17 protein-coding genes are annotated in these 17,961 nt (G+C 66.2%); 13 read left to right on the top strand and 4 right to left on the bottom strand.

What is annotated here, in order from left to right; all coding sequences use genetic code 11:
* The first annotated feature begins 40 nt into the window (after positions 1-40).
* Genes ACWEFV_RS04175 through ACWEFV_RS04165 form a run of 3 tightly spaced genes read left to right on the top strand, consistent with a single transcriptional unit; the run spans position 41 to position 2,802 of the window.
* Positions 41-907 carry a carbohydrate ABC transporter permease gene (locus ACWEFV_RS04175; protein WP_450069154.1) on the top strand — a complete coding sequence of 289 codons (867 nt, stop codon included), beginning with the start codon at positions 41-43 and terminating at the stop codon, positions 905-907.
* A complete protein-coding gene (locus ACWEFV_RS04170) occupies positions 904-1,719 on the top strand; it encodes a carbohydrate ABC transporter permease (protein ID WP_135454288.1) in 816 nt (271 codons plus the stop codon). The genes ACWEFV_RS04175 and ACWEFV_RS04170 overlap by 4 nt, the downstream gene beginning before the upstream one ends.
* An 18-nt stretch (positions 1,720-1,737) precedes the next feature.
* Positions 1,738-2,802 (top strand): ABC transporter ATP-binding protein, encoded by a 1,065-nt coding sequence (locus tag ACWEFV_RS04165; protein WP_450069153.1) that lies wholly within the window; start codon positions 1,738-1,740, stop codon positions 2,800-2,802.
* 25 nt (positions 2,803-2,827) lie between these two features.
* Here the strand turns inward: ACWEFV_RS04165 and ACWEFV_RS04160 are convergent, their stop codons facing one another.
* Positions 2,828-3,766 carry an ATP-grasp domain-containing protein gene (locus ACWEFV_RS04160; protein WP_450069152.1) on the bottom strand — a complete coding sequence of 313 codons (939 nt, stop codon included), beginning with the start codon at positions 3,764-3,766 and terminating at the stop codon, positions 2,828-2,830.
* A gap of 32 nt (positions 3,767-3,798) precedes the next feature.
* Here ACWEFV_RS04160 and ACWEFV_RS04155 point away from each other — a divergent pair, with 32 nt between their 5' ends.
* Positions 3,799-4,773 carry a quinone oxidoreductase family protein gene (locus ACWEFV_RS04155; RefSeq protein ID WP_135460018.1) on the top strand — a complete coding sequence of 325 codons (975 nt, stop codon included), beginning with the start codon at positions 3,799-3,801 and terminating at the stop codon, positions 4,771-4,773.
* Positions 4,774-4,883: 110 nt separating this feature from the next.
* Here the strand turns inward: ACWEFV_RS04155 and ACWEFV_RS04150 are convergent, their stop codons facing one another.
* Together ACWEFV_RS04150 and ACWEFV_RS04145 are read right to left on the bottom strand one after the other, a co-directional pair.
* On the bottom strand, positions 4,884-5,813 hold the full coding sequence (locus ACWEFV_RS04150) for a DUF1254 domain-containing protein (protein ID WP_210115653.1): 930 nt from the start codon (positions 5,811-5,813) through the stop codon (positions 4,884-4,886).
* Between the two features lie 72 nt (positions 5,814-5,885).
* Positions 5,886-6,818, bottom strand: a complete 933-nt coding sequence (locus ACWEFV_RS04145) for a heme o synthase (RefSeq protein ID WP_450069151.1) — start codon at positions 6,816-6,818, stop codon at positions 5,886-5,888.
* Between the two features lie 233 nt (positions 6,819-7,051).
* Here ACWEFV_RS04145 and tkt point away from each other — a divergent pair, with 233 nt between their 5' ends.
* Genes tkt through pgl form a run of 5 tightly spaced genes read left to right on the top strand, consistent with a single transcriptional unit; the run spans position 7,052 to position 13,442 of the window.
* Positions 7,052-9,142 carry a transketolase gene (tkt, locus tag ACWEFV_RS04140; RefSeq protein WP_135460017.1) on the top strand — a complete coding sequence of 697 codons (2,091 nt, stop codon included), beginning with the start codon at positions 7,052-7,054 and terminating at the stop codon, positions 9,140-9,142.
* Positions 9,143-9,168: 26 nt separating this feature from the next.
* Complete coding sequence (gene tal / locus ACWEFV_RS04135; protein WP_135454280.1) at positions 9,169-10,284, top strand: transaldolase; 1,116 nt, start codon at positions 9,169-9,171, stop codon at positions 10,282-10,284.
* Positions 10,281-11,831 carry a glucose-6-phosphate dehydrogenase gene (zwf, locus tag ACWEFV_RS04130; protein WP_450069150.1) on the top strand — a complete coding sequence of 517 codons (1,551 nt, stop codon included), beginning with the start codon at positions 10,281-10,283 and terminating at the stop codon, positions 11,829-11,831. The genes tal and zwf overlap by 4 nt, the downstream gene beginning before the upstream one ends.
* Positions 11,831-12,742 (top strand): glucose-6-phosphate dehydrogenase assembly protein OpcA, encoded by a 912-nt coding sequence (gene opcA / locus ACWEFV_RS04125; RefSeq protein ID WP_450069149.1) that lies wholly within the window; start codon positions 11,831-11,833, stop codon positions 12,740-12,742. Before zwf ends, opcA begins: the two co-directional genes overlap by 1 nt.
* The gene (gene pgl, locus ACWEFV_RS04120) at positions 12,735-13,442 is read left to right on the top strand and encodes a 6-phosphogluconolactonase (protein ID WP_450069148.1); all 708 of its coding nucleotides are present in this window, start codon (positions 12,735-12,737) and stop codon (positions 13,440-13,442) included. The genes opcA and pgl overlap by 8 nt, the downstream gene beginning before the upstream one ends.
* Before the next feature lie 9 nt (positions 13,443-13,451).
* On the opposite strand, the gene ACWEFV_RS04115 is transcribed toward pgl, so the two are convergent.
* The gene (locus ACWEFV_RS04115; RefSeq protein ID WP_167857837.1) at positions 13,452-13,607 is read right to left on the bottom strand and encodes a hypothetical protein; all 156 of its coding nucleotides are present in this window, start codon (positions 13,605-13,607) and stop codon (positions 13,452-13,454) included.
* Between the two features lie 50 nt (positions 13,608-13,657).
* Here ACWEFV_RS04115 and ACWEFV_RS04110 point away from each other — a divergent pair, with 50 nt between their 5' ends.
* The 4 genes from ACWEFV_RS04110 (at position 13,658) to ACWEFV_RS04095 (ending at position 17,951) form a co-directional block, all read left to right on the top strand.
* Entirely contained in the window at positions 13,658-14,035 is a 378-nt protein-coding gene (locus tag ACWEFV_RS04110; RefSeq protein ID WP_135454272.1) for an ATPase, read from the top strand.
* Positions 14,036-14,240: 205 nt separating this feature from the next.
* Complete coding sequence (locus ACWEFV_RS04105) at positions 14,241-15,536, top strand: MFS transporter (protein ID WP_135454270.1); 1,296 nt, start codon at positions 14,241-14,243, stop codon at positions 15,534-15,536.
* Positions 15,536-16,810, top strand: coding sequence for an ABC transporter substrate-binding protein (locus ACWEFV_RS04100; RefSeq protein ID WP_450069147.1), 1,275 nt, complete (start codon positions 15,536-15,538; stop codon positions 16,808-16,810). Before ACWEFV_RS04105 ends, ACWEFV_RS04100 begins: the two co-directional genes overlap by 1 nt.
* Positions 16,811-16,826: 16 nt before the next feature.
* Complete coding sequence (locus ACWEFV_RS04095; RefSeq protein ID WP_450069146.1) at positions 16,827-17,951, top strand: FAD-dependent oxidoreductase; 1,125 nt, start codon at positions 16,827-16,829, stop codon at positions 17,949-17,951.
* Positions 17,952-17,961: the final 10 nt, after the last annotated feature.

Below are 17,961 nucleotides of genomic sequence, written 5' to 3'. Positions count from 1 at the left end.
CCGTAGGGAATCCGGCGGCCACCATGGCGGGGGTGTCCAAATGAAGTTCAAGTACGGCATGCTCATGCCGTTGCTCGCCCTGTTCGCTGTGGCCGTCGGATTCCCGCTCTGCTACGCGGCCTACTTGTCGCTGACCAACTACAAGCTGACCGACCGTAAGCAGCCTGGTTTCGTCGGCGTGGCGAATTTCACCAACGCCCTGTCGAACTCGGCGTTCTGGGAGGCGTTCGCCACCACCGCGATCTACGTGGTGATCGCGGTGACCGCGGAGCTGGTGATCGGTTTCGCCCTGGCCCTGGCGCTGCATCAGCAGCGCTGGGCCAAGGACCTGTCCCGGGCCATCGTGCTCGCGCCCATGTTCATCACCCCGATCGCGGTCGGGTTGATCTTCCGGTTCCTGCTCAACGACCAAATCGGCGCCGTTCCGGCGCTGCTGCACGCGGTGGGGAGCGACTATGACTTCTTCGGCTCAGGCCGAGCGCTACTGACTCTGGCCTTCATCGATGTCTGGCAGTGGACACCGTTCATGGTCCTGCTGATCCTGGCCGGCCTGGAATCGATGCCCAAGCAACCCATGGAGGCCGCGCGCGTCGACGGTGCCGGGCCGGTCTACCGGTTGCGCCGGGTGCTGATCCCGATGCTCGCCCTGGTGCTCACCGTGGCGGTGCTGCTGCGCGGCCTGGACGCCCTGCGGGTCTTCGAATACGTCTACGCCACCACCCGCGGCGGACCGGGCACCGACACCCAGACGCTGCAGTACTACATGTATCTCGAAGGCATCCAGTTCTTCCGGCTCGCACAGGCCAGTGCCATGGCCTTCATCGTGCTGGCGGTCGTGCTGGTGGTGATCGTGGTGGCGTTTCGCACCATGGAACGCAGCCGGGCCTCGGAAAGGACTGTCCGATGACCCGACCCCGCGGGCTGGAGATCCTGCGTCTCACCGTGCTCACCGCCGCGTTCGTATTCGTCCTGTTTCCCATCGCCTGGGTAGCGCTGGCGAGTTTCAAGACGCCCGAACAGATGTCGGAGCCGTTCCTCATCGCTTTCTCCCCCAGCCTGGCCAACTGGCAGAACGTGCTGGATTCCGGCGTCTTCGCCGCCGCGGGCCGCAGCGCGCTGGTGGGCATCATCACGGTATCGATCAGCCTGGTGGTCGGCAGCATGGGCGCCTACGTCATCGCCAAGTACCGTGCCGGTGGCTCGCTGACCCGGTTCGGCATGCTGGCCGCCCAGGTGGTTCCGCCTGCGGTGATGGTGTTCCCGTTCCTGACCATGGCGCACGCGCTGCGGTTGACCGACACCCTGGCGCCGGTGATCTTCGCGCATCTGTCCTTCGTCCTGCCACTGGTCACCTGGTTTCTAATCGGCTTCTTCGAGGCCGTTCCCGCCTCGTTGGAGGAACAGGCCCGGGTCGACGGTTTCACCCGCTGGCAGGCGTTCCGGATGGTGGTGCTGCCGCAGGTGTACCCGGGTATCGGGGCCGCGGGCATCTTCGGGTTCACCCTGTCGTGGAACGACCTGTTCTACGGGCTGATCTTGGCGCCCGGCAATGCGGCGATCCTGCCGGTGGCGATCGCGAACTTCAACACCTTCCGCGGTGTGCAGATCGGCACCATGAGCGCCGCCATCATGATCGCGATCGTTCCGGTCGTGATCGCCAGCTTCTTCATCCAGCGACGCTTGGTCCAAGGGATCAGCGGCGGCGCGGTCAAGTACTAGACAAGCAAGGATTCGGATATGGCATCGGTGAAGTTCTCCAAGGTCGGAAAATCTTACGGGACAACGACTGTGGTCTCCGATCTCGACCTGGAATTGACCGACGGCAGCCTGACCGTGCTGGTCGGCCCGTCCGGGTGCGGTAAGACCACATCGCTTCGGATGCTGGCCGGGCTGGAGGAGATCACCTCCGGCAGCATCCACATCGGCGACCGTGATGTGACGGCGCTGGAACCCAAGGAACGCGATATCGCCATGGTGTTCCAGAACTACGCTCTCTACCCGCACCTTACGGTCCGGGAGAACATCGCGTTCCCGTTGCGGGCCAAGCGAATTCCGCGCGCCGAGGCGTTGCGGCGGGCCGATGAGATCGCCGAATCACTCGGCCTGGGCAAGCTGGTCGAGCGTAAACCCAAGGATCTGTCCGGCGGGCAGCAGCAGCGGGTCGCGATCGGCCGGGCCATCATCCGCGAACCCGCGGTGTTCCTGTTCGACGAGCCGCTGAGCAACCTCGACGCCAAGCTGCGGGTGGAGACCCGCACAGAGCTGCTGCGGCTGCAGCGAAAGCTGGGCATCACCGCCCTGTACGTGACGCACGACCAGGAAGAGGCGATGACGCTGTCGGACCGCATCGTGGTGATGCGCGACGGGCACATCGCACAGGCCGGTCCGCCCGAGGAGGTTTACCGGCGCCCAGCCGACACCTTCGTGGCCACCTTCGTCGGCAGTCCGAAGATGAACCTGATCGACGGCTCGGTCAGCGGCGGTGAGCTGCGCACCTTGTCGGGCGTGCGGATGGCCGTTGGCGGACCGGACACGGCAGCGGTGACGATCGGTGTGCGCCCCGACGATGTCATCCTCACCCCGGCCACCGGCACCGGCACCGGCGACGGCGTGGCCTCGGTCGAGCTCGTGGAACTACTGGGGCCGCGCGCCATCGTCACGGTACGGGCCTCCGACATGCTGCTCACCAGTGTGGTGGAAGCCGCTGCACTGCCCGACATCGAGCCGGGCGCGACCGTCGCGCTCTCGGCCCGCGAGGTGCACCGGTTCGACGTGGCCACGGGGTCCCGGCTCCCAGACTGACGCCCGCGCCGGTCCCTACCGCGGGTCAGAAACCCCGGTGTGACAGCGGGCCCAGCCCGAATCGCTCAAGGGCGCCCTCCACACCGACGGCGAACCGCCGCTCAGCGTCCTCCCGCGCGGTCTGATCGAGCTGCCGGAATCCCAGTCCAGGCTCGACCAGTTCGAGTTCGAGCAGGCGGGGATCGTCCGCGCCACCGATCACGTCGACCCGGGCGTACACCAGATCTTCGGGCTCAAGGTCGAACAATCGGGTCACCGCATCGATGGCCAGGCGGCCGACCCGCCAAACCTCGTCGTCAGGGTCGGCCGGCGACAGCGACTCCTGCGCGTAGGTACCGGTTTCCTCGAACTCGGGTGACTGTCCGGCCGGAGGCAGGATCGGCCCCTTGGTGAACGCGTGGGACTCCTTGCCGCCCAGGAACACCAGTGCGGTCTCGCCGTCGGCGATCCGCGGGTCGTACGGCTGCACCAACACGGCGCGACCCTTGGCCTGCAGGGCTGCCGCGTGGGCCAGGGCCTCGGAAGCGTCGACGAACCGCTGAGCCCCGGTCGAGCCGGCACCCACCGCGGGCTTCACCACGACTTCGCCATCTGGCACGCTGACCTTGTCTCCGACCGCGAAGTACCCGGTCGGCACGACCGGAACCCCCATGCGGTGCAGATCGTCGAGGTAGCGCTTGTCGGTGTTCCACTCCACGATCTGCGGCCGGTTGATCAAGTGGGGCACCGATCGCGTCCAGGCCAGGAACTCGTCGAGACGCTCGGTGTAGTCCCAGGTGGCCCGAAGGATGACCAGGTCGGCATCGAGGGTGGCCGGGTCGTCCCAGGGCAGCCAGCGGGCGTGCAGACCGCGGTTACGCAGCGCCTTGAGCAGGCCGGCGTCGTCGCCGTCACCTTCCGGCAATGCCGCGCAACCGGCCAACACGATGCGGGGATGGAACACATCCGGACGGGCGAGCTTCACCCCCGCGATGATAGGTGTGGATGATGGATGGCGTGTATGCCATCGAAGTTGCAGAGACCGGCGGACCCGAAGTCCTGAGCTACGTCGAGCGGCCCGAGCCCTCCCCGGGCCCCGGCGAGGTACTGATCAAGGCCGAGGCGGTCGGCGTCAACTTCATCGACACGTACTTCCGGTCCGGGCTGTATCCACGGGACGTTCCGTTCATCGTCGGTTCCGAGGTGTGCGGCACCGTCGCCGCGGTCGGCGACGACGTGGCCGCGCTGGCCGTCGGCGACCGCGTGGTGACCGCCAACGCGACCGGCGCCTACGCCGACTTCTGTGTCGCCCCAGCCGATTTCGTCGCCTATGTACCCGACGGCGTGGCGCCCGACGCCATCGCGTCGGCGCTGCTGAAAGGCATGACCGCGCACTATCTGATCAAGTCCACCTATGCCGTGCAGCCGAGCGACACCGTGCTGGTACATGCCGGTGCCGGCGGCGTCGGCCTGATCCTCACCCAGTGGGCCACCAGCATGGGCACCCGGGTGATCACCACCGCCTCGACGCCGGAGAAGGCCGAGCTGTCCCGGCAGGCCGGCGCGATCGAGGTGCTCGACTATCCCGAGGATCCGACCGAATTCGGGGACAAGATTCGCGATCTCACCGGCGGGGCGGGTGTGGCCGCCGTCTACGACGGGGTCGGTGCATCGACGTTCGACGCCAGCCTGGCCAGCCTCGCGATTCGCGGCACGCTGGCCTTGTTCGGTGCGGCCAGTGGTCCGGTGCCGCCGGTGGACCCGCAGCGGCTCAACGCGGCCGGCTCGGTGTTCCTGACCCGGCCGACGCTGGCCCACCACACCCGCACACCCGATGAATTCTCATGGCGTGCGGGAGAATTGATCAACGCCATCGCGGACGGGTCGATCACCATCACCGTCGGCGGTCGCTACCCGCTGGCCGAGGCGGCCCAGGCCCACACCGACCTGCAGGGCCGCAAGACCGTCGGCTCGATCGTGCTGGTGCCCTAGGCCGCACCCGGCGACCGCCGATTTCTACATCAGGGCTGCGGATCCGACGGCGGTTTCAAGGGACCGATCGACAGCCCTGATGTAGAAATCAGGCTCGACGCACAGGTCCCCTAAGCCGGCTCGGCGTCGGGGAACGTCCAGGAACCGTCGAGGATCTCGGGCCTCGGCCGGTACAGCCGCACGATGTAGTTCCAGCCCTCGGTGATCGGCAGCAGGTTGGCCGCGTCGCCCCCGCCGAACTGCACCGTGGTGGAGCCGTCGGCGTCCCTGACCGCGGTGACGTTGTTCAGCGAGTAGGCGTTCTGCGGGTTCGCAGTGAAGTAGCCGTCCTTGTTGTAGACCGTCACCGACCAGAACCCGTCCACCGGGACGTCTTTCACGGTCAGGCGGTGCACGGTGGTGCCGTCGTTGCGGGCCGGCACCACTGTGAGATAGAACGCATCGCGTGCGGGATTGCCGCCCCAGGCGAACGCCGAGCCGATCAGATGCCGGACCGGCTCCACTTCGTACTTGGGGCCGAACATTCCCCTGGTGTCGGCCACGGTGGTGGACAACGCGATGAGTGCATCGCGAACCGTCTTCTGACTGACCGGATCCCACTGCGGGATCTCGAAGAATCCCGGCTCGGCCTGCGAGACGGTGATCGCGTCCTGCAACGCATGCACCGCGGCCAGGTCCGCGGTATCGCCCGGATCGACCAGGGTGCGCACCGCCGCGATCGCGTAGCGGGTGTCGACGGAGTCGCGGCTGAACGTCACCTCGCCCGGCGCGTAGGCCACATTGGTGGTGTAGTGGTCCTCGCTGATGATCTGCAGCGACATGAACCGGCCCGCGTTCTCGGGCAGCGTGATGGTGACCGGCCCGCCGTCGAGATCGAACACCGCCGCGGAATAGAGCGTGTCCCGGTTCTGCCGGATGACGAGCTGGTGGTCGATGGGGGTCAGCTCGCGGTTGTGGAAGAACTTTCCGAAACCACCGTCCTTGACGGCATTGGCGAAGTACAGGTCGGATTCGGCACGCGCGAAGTTGTCAGGGCTCACCAGTTCGGTCATGCCCACAACGCTGCCACACCAACGGTGTCGGGGGCAGCTGGACCGGATAAGCGATGGCGCCTAGTGACCGAAGATCGTCGGCAGCGCGAGTGCCGAGTCGATTGCCAGCGCGCAGAACACCACGGCCAGGTAGTTGTTCGACTGAAGGAACAACCGCAGCGGCTTCACCGGCTCGCCGCGCTTCACCCCGGAGTACAGCTGGTGGGCCATCACCAGGAACCAGGCGCCTGCCAGCAGGGCCACGGCTCCGTAGAGCCATCCGGTGGCCAGTGCGAGCACCAGCGTGGTGAGCACCGTCACCCAGGTGTAGATCAAGATCTGGCGGGTGACCTCGCGCTCGGTGGCCACGGCGGGCAGCATGGGCACCCCGGCCGCCTTGTAGTCGTCCTTGTAACGCATCGCCAGCGCCCAGGTGTGCGGCGGTGTCCAGAAGAAGATGATCAGGAACATCACCAATGCGGGCCACTGGATGGTGCCGGTCACCGCGGACCAGCCGATCATCACCGGCATGCACCCGGCTGCCCCGCCCCACACCACGTTTTGTGAGGTGCGGCGTTTGAGCAGCAACGTGTAGACGAAGACATAGAACGCGATCGTGGCGACTGCCAGCACACCGGACAGCAGATTCGATGTCCACGTCAGCCAGCAGAACGCCGTCACCGACAGCACGAGTCCGAAGATCAACGCGTGCCGCGTGGGCACGGACGCCTGGGCCAGCGGCCGGCGCGCGGTCCGCTTCATCACCTTGTCGATGTCGGCGTCGGCCACACAGTTGAGCGTGTTGGCGCCGGCAGCGGCGAGCATGCCACCGATCAGAGTGTTGAGGATCAGCAGCGGGTCAACGGTGCCTCGGTCCGCCAGCAACATCGCCGGAATGGTGGTGACCAGCAACAACTCGATCACACGCGGCTTGGTCAAAGCCAGATACGACAGGAAGGTGGACCGTATTCGGCTAGGCGCCCCATGAATGAGCCGGCGCTCGCGAATGCTCACGCAAATAACTCCTCGGGTGGCGTCACGCGGCTTCTACTACACACGATGGTAGACCGCCGCCCGAGTGGCTCGGCACTGCAGGGTCCGTTCCGGGGCAACAACGGGGTAAACGACCGGGTATCGGTGTGAGAACCAGTCTGCATCCGATGAGTCCGCCCCACTAGGGTGTTTGTCGTAGCAGCATGGCAACTGCGCGCACGTGCCGGCAGATAGATGACGAGGAAGTGAGCTTAGTGACCACCGCCGAAGAGATCACCGCTCTCACCCAGCCCAACCACCCAGATGACTGGACCGAACTCGACAGCGTTGCCGTCGACACCGTCCGGGTGCTCGCGGCTGACGCGGTGCAGAAGGTCGGCAACGGCCACCCGGGAACAGCGATGAGCCTGGCTCCCCTCGCTTACACGCTGTTCCAGCGGCAGCTTCGCCACGATCCCAGCGACACCGAGTGGATCGGCCGCGACCGTTTCGTCCTGTCCTGCGGGCATTCCAGCCTGACCCTGTACCTGCAGCTCTACCTCGGCGGGTTCGGCCTGGAGCTGGCCGACATCGAGGCACTGCGCACGTGGGGTTCGCTGACCCCCGGCCATCCCGAGTACCACCACACCAAGGGTGTGGAGATCACCACCGGTCCGCTCGGCCAGGGGCTGGCGTCGGCGGTCGGAATGGCCATGGCGGCTCGCTACGAGCGCGGCCTGTTCGATCCCGACACCGCGCCGGGCGAGAGCCCGTTCGACCACTACATCTACGTGGTGGCCTCGGACGGTGACATGGAGGAGGGCGTCACCAGCGAAGCGTCGTCACTCGCGGGCACCCAGCAGCTCGGCAATCTCATCGTGTTCTGGGATGACAACAAGATCTCCATCGAGCACAACACCGACATCGCGCTGAGCGAGGATGTGCCCGCGCGCTACCGCGCCTACGGCTGGCACGTCCAGGAGGTCGAGGGCGGCGAGAACGTCGTGGGGATCGAACAGGCGATCGCCGAGGCCAAGAAGGTCACCGACAAGCCCTCGTTCATCGCACTGCGGACCATCATCGGCTACCCCGCCCCCACCAAGATGAACACCGGTGGCGTGCACGGCTCGGCGCTGGGCGCCGACGAGGTGGCAGCCACCAAGAAGATCCTGGGCTTCGACCCTGACAAGAGCTTCGACGTGCGCGACGACGTGATCGCCCACACCCGTGAGCTGGTCACCCGCGGCAAGCAGGCGCACGCCGACTGGCAGCTGACCTTCGATGCCTGGGCCGAGCGTGAGCCCGAGCGCAAGGAGCTGCTGGACCGGCTGCAGGCGCAGAAGCTCCCCGAGGGCTGGGACGCCGACCTGCCGCACTGGGAGCTCGATTCCAAGCCGGTGGCCACCCGCGCCGCTTCCGGGGCCGTGCTGGCCGCCGTCGGGCAGACGCTGCCCGAGCTGTGGGGTGGTTCGGCCGATCTCGCCGGTAGCAACAACACCACGATCAAGGGCGCGAACTCGTTTGGGCCGCCGTCGATCTCGACCGAGGACTGGAATGCGACCTGGTACGGCCGCACCCTGCACTTCGGAATCCGCGAGCACGCGATGGGTGCCATCCTGTCCGGCATCGTGCTGCACGGCCCGACCCGCCCGTACGGTGGAACATTCCTCCAGTTCTCGGATTACATGCGGCCGGCCGTGCGTTTGGCCTCATTGATGAACATCGATCCGATCTACGTGTGGACGCATGATTCGATCGGTCTCGGCGAGGACGGCCCGACGCACCAGCCGATCGAGCACCTGGCGGCGTTGCGCGCGATCCCCAACCTGTCGGTGGTCCGCCCGGGTGATCCGAACGAAACTGCCTACGCGTGGAAGACCGTGCTGGAGCGCACCGCCAGCACCGGCCCGGTGGGGTTGATCCTGACCCGCCAGGGCGTCCCGGTGATCGAGGGAACCAGCGCCGATGGTGTGGCCCGCGGTGGCTACGTGCTCGGTGGAACCCCCGACGAGAACCCTGACGTGGTGATCATCGCCACGGGGTCCGAGCTCCAGCTTGCCGTCGCAGCGCAGAAGCTGTTGGCGGACAAGGAGATCAACGCCAGCGTGGTGTCGATGCCATGTGTCGAGTGGTTCGAATCGCAGCCCAAGGAGTACCGCGATTCAGTGCTGCCGCCGGCGGTTTCGGCCCGGGTGGCGGTCGAGGCCGGGGTGGCGCAGAGTTGGTACAGACTGGTCGGAGACACCGGCGAGATCGTTTCGATCGAGCATTACGGCGCCTCGGCCGACGACAAGACGCTGTTCCGTGAGTTCGGTTTCACCCCCGAGGCTGTGGCGGCCGCGGCGGAACGATCCCTAGACAACTGACAGACGACTGGCAGGAGAAGGCGAATATGACTCAGAACCCGAACCTCGCGGCGCTGAGTGCCGCGGGTGTATCCGTCTGGCTCGACGATCTGTCGCGCGAGCGGCTGCAGACCGGCAATCTGCAGAATCTGATCGATACCCGCAGCGTCGTGGGGGTGACCACCAACCCGTCGATCTTCCAGGCTGCGCTGTCGAAGGGCACCGCCTACGACGCTCAGGTCTCCGAACTCGCCGAGCAGGGCGCCGACGTCGACGACACCATCCGCACCGTCACCACCGACGACGTCCGCAACGCGTGCGACGTCCTGGCCAAGCAGTACGAGGCCTCCAACGGCGTCGACGGCCGGGTGTCGATCGAGGTCGACCCGCGGCTGGCCCACGACACCGACAAGACGATCCTGCAGGCGATCGACCTGTGGAAGATCGTCGACCGGCCCAACCTGTTGATCAAGATCCCCGCGACCCTTGCCGGCCTGCCCGCCATCACCGCGGTGATCGCGGAAGGCATCTCGGTCAACGTCACGCTGATCTTCTCGGTCGAGCGGCACCGCGCTGTCATGGACGCCTACCTGGCCGGCCTGGAGGCAGCCAAGGAAGCCGGCCACGATCTGTCCAAGATCCACTCGGTCGCATCGTTCTTCGTGTCCCGGGTGGACACCGAGATCGACAACCGGCTCGAGAAGATCGGCTCCGACGAGGCTTTGGCCCTGCGGGGCAAGGCCGGGGTGGCCAACTCGCGCCTGGCCTACGCGGCCTATGAGGAAGTCTTCGGCGGTGAGCGCTTCGCGGCGCTCAAGGGCGACGGCGCCCGTGTGCAGCGCGTGCTGTGGGCGTCCACCGGCGTCAAGAACCCGGAGTACTCCGACACGATGTATGTCACCGAGTTGGTCGCACCGCACACCGTGAACACCTTGCCGGAGAAGACGCTGGAAGCGGTCGCCGACCACGGCAAGATCACCGGCGACACCATCAGCGGGACCGCGGCGGCATCACAGGAAACCTTCGACAAACTCAGCGCCGTCGGCATCGACCTGGTCGATGTGTTCAAGGTGCTCGAAGACGAGGGTGTGGACAAGTTCGAAAAGTCGTGGCAGGAACTGCTCGACGCGACACAGGGCCAACTCGACGCCGCCAAGAAATGAGCCCGGCCAGCGGCAGGCCCGAAACCGCCTGGCGTAACCCGTTGCGGGACAAGCGCGACAAGCGCATGCCCCGCATCGCGGGGCCGTGCGCGGTGGTGATCTTCGGCGTCACCGGTGATCTGGCCCGCAAGAAGTTGATGCCGGCCATCTACGATCTGGCCAATCGCGGTTTGCTGCCACCCAGCTTCGCGCTGGTGGGCTTCGCCCGCCGCGATTGGGCGGACGAGGATTTCGGCAAGGTCGTCTACGACGCGGTCAAACAGCACGCCCGAACGCCGTTCCGCCAGGAGGTCTGGGATCGCCTGGCCGAGGGATTCCGGTTCGTACAGGGCACTTTCGACGATGACGCCTCGTTCGAACGACTCAAGGACACCCTGCACAAACTCGATGTCGAACGCGGCACCAGCGGTAATCACGCGTTCTACCTGTCGATCCCGCCGAAGGCGTTCCCCCAGGTCTGCGAACAGCTGTCGAAGTCCGGTTTGGCGGACAAGCCGGAGGGCAGCTGGAGCCGGGTGGTCATCGAAAAGCCGTTCGGTCACGACCTCAAGAGCGCCGAGGAACTCAACGCGGTGGTCAACAGCGTGTTCCCGGAGTCGTCGGTGTTCCGCATCGACCACTATCTGGGCAAGGAGACCGTCCAGAACCTCCTGGCACTGCGCTTCGCCAACGAGATGTTCGAGCCGGTGTTGAACTCGCACTATGTCGACAGCGTGCAGATCACGATGGCTGAGGACATCGGCCTCGGCGGGCGCGGCGGCTACTACGACGGTGTCGGTGCCGCCCGAGACGTCATCCAGAACCATCTGCTGCAGCTGCTGGCGCTGACCGCGATGGAGGAGCCGGTGAGTTTCTCCCCCGCCGAGCTACAGGCCGAGAAGATCAAGGTGCTCTCGGCGACCCGGCTCGCCGAGCCGCTGGACGAGACCACTTCCCGGGGACAGTACGTCGCGGGCTGGCAGGGCGGCGAGAAAGTAGTCGGTCTGCTGGACGAGGAAGGCTTCTCGAAGACATCGACCACTGAGACGTTCGCAGCCATCACCCTGGATGTGGACACTCGCCGCTGGGCCGGCGTGCCGTTCTATCTGCGCACCGGAAAACGCTTGGGCCGCAGAGTCACCGAGATCGCGCTGTTGTTCAAGCGTGCGCCACACCTGCCGTTCGATGCCACGATGACCGATGAGCTCGGCCAGAACGCACTCGTGATACGGGTGCAACCGGACGAAGGAATCACCCTGCGTTTCGGGTCCAAGGTTCCCGGCCACATCATGGAGGTCCGCGATGTCAGCATGGACTTCTCGTATGGCTCGGCCTTCGCCGAGGAGTCACCGGAGGCCTACGAACGCCTGATCCTCGATGTCCTGCTGGGCGAGCCATCGCTGTTCCCGGTCAACGCCGAGGTCGAATTGTGCTGGAAGATTCTGGATCCCGCACTGGAGTACTGGGCTACGCACGGTAAGCCCGATTCGTACGAGTCCGGAACGTGGGGCCCCGATTCGGCGTTCGAGATGTTGCGTCGGTCGGGCCGGGAATGGAGGCGGCCGTAATGATCGTCGATCTGCCCGAGACCAATACCGGGGCGATCAACAAGAAGATCGTCGCTCTGCGTGAGGAGGGCGGTGCGATCACCCTCGGTCGGGTGCTGACGCTGGTCATCGCCCCCGATACCGAATCGGTGCTCGAGGAGTCGATCGAGGCGGCCAACTGGGCCAGCCGTGAGCATCCGTGCCGCGTGATCGTGGTGATTCCCGGAGACCGATTGACCACCGAGGCCCGACTGGATGCTCAGCTGCGGGTGGGCCGCGACGCCGGCGCCAACGAGGTGGTGGTGCTGCGATTGTCTGGTCCACTGGCCAACCACGCCAGCAGTGTGGTGACGCCGTTCCTGCTGCCCGACACCCCGGTGGTGACCTGGTGGCCCGACCTCGCGCCCGCCGTCCCCGCACAGGATCCTCTGGGCAAGTTGGCGATTCGCCGGATCACCGACGCCACCAACGGCAGTGATCCGCTGGCCTGCATCAAGAGCAGGCTCCACGGCTATACCGCCGGTGACACCGATCTGGCCTGGAGCCGCGTCACCTACTGGCGGGCCTTGCTGGCCGCGGCGATCGACCAGCCGCCGCACGAACCCATCACCTCCGCGCTGGTGTCCGGACTCAAAGACGAACCCGCACTTGACATCCTGGCCGGCTGGTTGGCCAACCGGATCGACGGACCCGTGACCCGGACGACCGGCGAACTGAAGGTGGAGCTGACCAGGCCAAGTGAAACCGTCACCCTGGTACGTCCGCAGACCGGCGTCACCGCCGTACTGAGCCGTACCGGCAAGCCGGATGCGTTGGTGCCGCTGGCCCGCCGCGAGGCCAAGGAGTGCCTGGCCGAGGATCTACGCCGCCTCGACGCCGACGAAATCTACTACGACGCCCTCACGGGCATCGACAAGGTGAGTTATGTCTGAACGCATCATCGAGACCTACGCCGACGCAGGAGAATTGGCGAAAGCGGCGGGTGCGAGGCTCGTCGGGGCGATCACCTCGGCCATCGCCACGCGCGGGGCGGCGGACATCGTGTTGACCGGCGGCACCGTCGGTATCGCGTTGCTGCGCCATGTCGCCGGGGCCGAGATCGAATGGTCGAACGTCCAGCTGTACTGGGGCGACGACCGCTACGTGCCGCAGGGCGATGCCGAACGTAACGACCAGCAGGCGCACGATGCGCTGTTGGAGAGCATCAACATTCCGCCGGCGAATGTGCACCGGATGGCCACCAGCGACGGCTTGTTTGGTGACGCCATCGACGATGCCGCCGCCGCATACGAACAGGAGCTGCCGGCCCAGTTCGATGTACACCTGCTGGGTATGGGTGGTGAAGGGCACATCAACTCGTTGTTCCCGGATACCCCGGCGGTGCGCGAGACCACCCGGTTGGTGGTCGCGGTGACGGACTCCCCCAAGCCGCCACCCCGCCGAATCAGCCTGACCCTGCCCGCGATTCGACGGTCTCGCGAGGTCTGGCTGGTGGTGTCCGGCGAGGCGAAGGCCGACGCGGTCGCCGCCGCGGTCGGCGGTGCGGATCCGGTCGATATTCCCGCCGCCGGCGCCATCGGTCAGGAGAAGACCATCTGGCTGCTCGACGAGGCTGCGGCCGGCAAGCTCTGAGCCGACCGCCTAGTCATCCGCGGCACCGCCGTGCCGCTCGCTCGTCGCGTCCGCCAAGGCCTCGGCATAACCGGCCAGATAATCGGCCACCACGCGGTTGGGGGTGACCCGGTCGGCCGCACCGGCCGACCGGGCTCGGTGTTCGCAGAATTGCCGCACAATCATTCAGACGCGGTTCGTCCACGTTTGGTTCCCTACCGGCCATACTTGCTGGCATGGCAGACAAAGGAGACGGCCCTGCCCGCCCGAACTCCGGACGGCAGCGAATACGAACCTTGACGCAGGCCGCGCTCAACGCCGACATGACGGTGGAACAGGTCGACACCCTGCTCACCGATCTGAGCAGCACACTGGTCGACCTCAACAAGACGACCGGGGGCCTGGATGCCACCCTGGACCGGTTCAACGACACCATCACCCGCATCGATGAACTCGCGCCCCGCCTCATCGGCGTCGTCGAACGTCTGGAGTCGATCGTGGACCGCGTCGAAGCCATCGTCGAGATCGGAGAAGCGGTGATGTCGCCGCTGGCAGCGACGGAGAGCGCGGTGCGCGGGATGATCAGCCGGGTCCGCAAGAGCACAGGTCTGTAGGTCCGGCCCGTTCGGCACCTCCGTTACAGTGGTTGCCATGGGTGCCGAATTCGATCGCGCAGACGCACATTCCGTGCGCGTCGCTGCGTCGTTCGCACCTAGTTTGCTGGCGTCGATCTGGAACCGGGCCCGTCTGGCGCCGCTGAAGAGGATCTCGGGTTAGCTCCGCTGCCCATTTGATCCCTGCTATCAGCTTCGAGGCGTCATGAAGCCGTCCCTATACGCCGTTGCGGCGTCGCTCTACCTGACCGAATACACCCTCTACTCCAACTCGTCGTCTGCTGTGCTGTTGAACTCAGCGGTTGCCGACCAGTTCGGCATCCCGTTCTCACAGGCCGCTTACATCGGTGTGGCATTCCTGGCCGGATTCTGTCTGGCGTTGCTGCCCGCGGGCGTGCTCTCGCACCGCTGCCGGCCCAAGCCCGCGTTCTTCGCCAGTTCGGCGGCGCTGGCCGTGCTAGGTATCGCGGCCGGTCTCAGTCCCGAGTTCTGGGTCCTCATCGCGTTGCGGTTCTTGCAGGGCATCGCCTCGGCTGTGCTCGCACCTCAGATCTTTCGGATCATCCGGGCGCAGTTCTATCCGGACCACCATTCGGCCGTCCTGGGCGCCTGGGGCCTGGTGGTGTCGGCATCTGCCTTGTGCTCACCACTGATCACCGCACTGCTCAACGATCTGTGGGGTTGGCGCTCGTTTCCGTACGAGACCGTGGTGACCACCATCGTGGCGATGGTGCTGCTGGGCCTGGCACCGGGGTACCCGGCTTCGCCCGAAGAGGGCGCCACGACTGACCGGGAGACGATCCCGGTCGTCGGCCTCGCCGTGGTGCAGTTGGCGATCTTCCTGGCGATCGGCTGGTCCACCACGCTGAACACCAAGGTGGTCCTGCTCTCGGTGGCGATGCTGCTCGGGCTTGCCGTGATCGTCCTGCGCGGCCGGTCACAGCCGCGCGTGCTGTCGGCAAGCCTGGTCGTGGTCTTCGTGGCCGGCATCGCGACGAACGTGTTCACGCTGTCGGTGGTGTATGTCCTGCAACAGGTGCGAGGGCTGAATTCCTATGGCTCAGCACTGTTTCTGTTGCCGATGGCGTTCTTCGCCGGGCTGATCCCGATGTTGGGGTTCGGCAGGCCCGGGGACAATCGGAAGAGCACCCGTCTCGTGTGTGTCGGCTCGGCATTCCTGATCGTGGCCGGGCTGAGCCTGACCGCACAGCTACTACTGGTCAGTGCGGCGCTGATGGGCGCCGCGATGGGATTCCTGTGGAGTTCGTTGGCCAGTAACGTGCTGACCAATTCGACGCACATCCCGTTCGATTCCAGCCTGTACCACTATCTTCGGGCGTTGGGCGCCGCGATCGGGGTGGCAGCGGGAGCGACGATGGTCGACGGCCTTGGCCCCACACTGTTCGGCGGGACGGCCGTGCTGGTGACGGTGACCGGGCTGGTCGCGACGCTGGCGGCCTTCTCTGCCTGGCGGGCAACACAATTGGCACGGGTGCGATGATGCGCGCCCTCACGTTCGGCTGGCCGACTCACCAGCTCACCGACGATCCGCGACTGGCGTACAACAGCATCTCGAAAACGTACTGCCGGCTGATCTATGAGAGCCTGCTCGACATCGACCCCGGCACCGGGAAACTGTTGCCGTGGCTGGCCACCTCGTGGAACTACCGCGACCCGCTCACCCTCGACCTGAGGATCCGGCCCGATAGGCGTTTCTCCGACGGAACACCGCTCACACCCGAGGCGGTGGCGCAGAGCTTCTCGGGCATCACTGCCCTGAAACAGGTTTCACCGCTGCCCGCTGCCGTCACGATGCTCACCGGACTCGACCGTATCGAGGCCGGGACCGGCACGGTGACATTTCACTTCGTGCGCCACAACGCGGCGTTCCTACGGTCGCTGGCCGGCGTGAACCTGGCGATCCGCAAGGCCCCCGGCTTGGGCACCGGCCGGTGGCGGTCGATCGAGGGTGGGGTGACGGACGGATCTCGCCGGTTGATTTTCCGCAAGGCCGACACCGGTGACCTGCACGCCGGGTTGACCGATGGCTACGTCGTCGCCGAACTCCACAACCCGGGCATCAGTTACGGGTTGTGTCCCAACGCATCCCGCGGCCCGCTCACCGACAACAGGATCCGGCGTGCACTGTCGTTGTTGATCGATCGTCAAGCACTGCGTCCGATCCTGGACGCCGCCGGGTACACGGTCGCGTCCTCGGTACTCACGCCGACGGCTGACTGCTACCGCGACTGCTCGGCCGAACTCGCCTACGACCCGGCGACCGCCCACCGACTACTCGCGACGACAGGCGCGCAGCGGCTGTCGTTCGACGTGGTGTTCAACAGCACCTTCTCCCCCGTCGACGCCGCAATTCTCACCGCGGTCGCCGCACAGTGGAAGCAACACGGCATCGAGCTCACCCTTGCCCATGTCGACTTCCCCGAATTGCGCAGCCGCCAGCAGTCCGGCGACTACGACTTCCGGTTCTTCTATTTCACGGGCAGTGACCCCGATCTGTTGCGATACCAGTTCGCCGTCGGCCAGCGGAACATGAACCGCCGCGCCCGGCCCGACGACCTCGACACACTGCTCGACGCCCAGCTCACCTGCACGGATCCCGACGCCCGACGGGCAATGGTGCACGACATCCAGGGTCGGATCCTCGCGGGCGGCCTGTGGCTGCCGCTCTGCAATGTCCGCACCGTCACCAGCTATCGGCCCGGCGCGCTGTCCGGTGTCCACCTCGACGCCGAGGCCCTGGCCCGAATCCCCTGAACCTGAAAGGCACATCATGGATATCGCCATCGTCGGCGCCGGCCTCGGTGGACTCGCCGCCGCCGTGGCCCTGCAGCACCACGGCCATCGTCCCGTCGTGTTCGACAAGACCCGTGAACTCGGCGAGGTCGGCGGCCCGCTGGGCATCTCACCGCAGACCCTGAGACTGCTGGACCAGTGGAACATCGTCGACGCCTTCAACGAGATTTCCTCGGCCACAAAGTACTTCGAGAACCGCGATCAGCAGGGGCGGGTCGAGAAGATCACCGATTACGCCGCGACACCCGAGGCAGGCGGGGAACACGGCCGATTCGGATACGCCGACGCCGAGGTGTCCCCACGCACCGTGCACCGCGCCGATCTGCACAGTCTGCTGGTGTCGACGGTGGGATCGGAGAATGTCCGGCTCAGCCACGAACTCGCCGGCATCATCGAGCGTGACGATCACGTCGACCTCAGCTTCAGCAACGGTGAGGTGCAGCGGGCCGGTTTGGTGATCGCGGCCGACGGCCTGCGCTCCAGAGTCCGGAAGATGTTCAGCACCGACGACATTCACTACTGCGGTTCGGTGATCTTCCGGGCCGTCAGCCCGGCCGAATGCCTCGATGCCCCCAATGACCGGCTCCGGTCCTGGCATTCCGCGGACTACGCCAAACACGTCATCTCCATGCCGGTGCGGGCCGGCCGACAGGTGGCGGTCGACGCCACGCTCGGCGTGGACGAGCCGCCCCTGCACTTGTGGTCGGCCCAGGCCGATCTGCAGGCACTGGCCCGCCAGTTCGACGAATTCGATCCGGCGATCGGGCGGATGCTGCGTGCCGCGACGAGCCCGGTCTACATGCACCCGGTGTACGACCGAGATCCGATCGACCGGTGGACCAGCGCACGGGTGGCGCTACTCGGGGACGCAGCCCACCCGATGACGCCGTTCGGCGGCCAGGGTGCCAACCAGGCCATCCAGGATGCCGCCGAGCTGGCCGCCCAGGTCGCCACTGCGCGCGACGGCGACTTCGCTCAGGCACTGCGGTGTTATCAGCGCGTCAGAACGGAGCAGACCGCCGAGATCCAGCGTGCCGCACGGAGTTACGCCGACCGCAGGGCCACCGTATCGCTCCGGCTCACCGACATCCTGGTGGGATAGCCACCGTTCA

Source organism: Mycobacterium sp. NPDC004974, assembly GCF_053600815.1.
This window is presented reverse-complemented; position numbering and strand designations above follow the sequence as displayed.

Excerpts from the sequence above, each read along its gene's own strand:
- ACWEFV_RS04175 (WP_450069154.1), top strand. The coding sequence starts at position 41 with ATGAAGTTCAAGTACGGCATGCTCATGCCGTTGCTCGCCCTGTTCGCT.
- ACWEFV_RS04170 (WP_135454288.1), top strand. The coding sequence starts at position 904 with ATGACCCGACCCCGCGGGCTGGAGATCCTGCGTCTCACCGTGCTCACC.
- ACWEFV_RS04165 (WP_450069153.1), top strand. The coding sequence starts at position 1,738 with ATGGCATCGGTGAAGTTCTCCAAGGTCGGAAAATCTTACGGGACAACG.
- tal (WP_135454280.1), top strand. The coding sequence starts at position 9,169 with ATGACTCAGAACCCGAACCTCGCGGCGCTGAGTGCCGCGGGTGTATCC.
- zwf (WP_450069150.1), top strand. The coding sequence starts at position 10,281 with ATGAGCCCGGCCAGCGGCAGGCCCGAAACCGCCTGGCGTAACCCGTTG.
- opcA (WP_450069149.1), top strand. The coding sequence starts at position 11,831 with ATGATCGTCGATCTGCCCGAGACCAATACCGGGGCGATCAACAAGAAG.
- pgl (WP_450069148.1), top strand. The coding sequence starts at position 12,735 with ATGTCTGAACGCATCATCGAGACCTACGCCGACGCAGGAGAATTGGCG.
- ACWEFV_RS04115 (WP_167857837.1), bottom strand. The coding sequence starts at position 13,607 with ATGATTGTGCGGCAATTCTGCGAACACCGAGCCCGGTCGGCCGGTGCG.
- ACWEFV_RS04110 (WP_135454272.1), top strand. The coding sequence starts at position 13,658 with ATGGCAGACAAAGGAGACGGCCCTGCCCGCCCGAACTCCGGACGGCAG.
- ACWEFV_RS04105 (WP_135454270.1), top strand. The coding sequence starts at position 14,241 with ATGAAGCCGTCCCTATACGCCGTTGCGGCGTCGCTCTACCTGACCGAA.
- ACWEFV_RS04100 (WP_450069147.1), top strand. The coding sequence starts at position 15,536 with ATGCGCGCCCTCACGTTCGGCTGGCCGACTCACCAGCTCACCGACGAT.
- ACWEFV_RS04095 (WP_450069146.1), top strand. The coding sequence starts at position 16,827 with ATGGATATCGCCATCGTCGGCGCCGGCCTCGGTGGACTCGCCGCCGCC.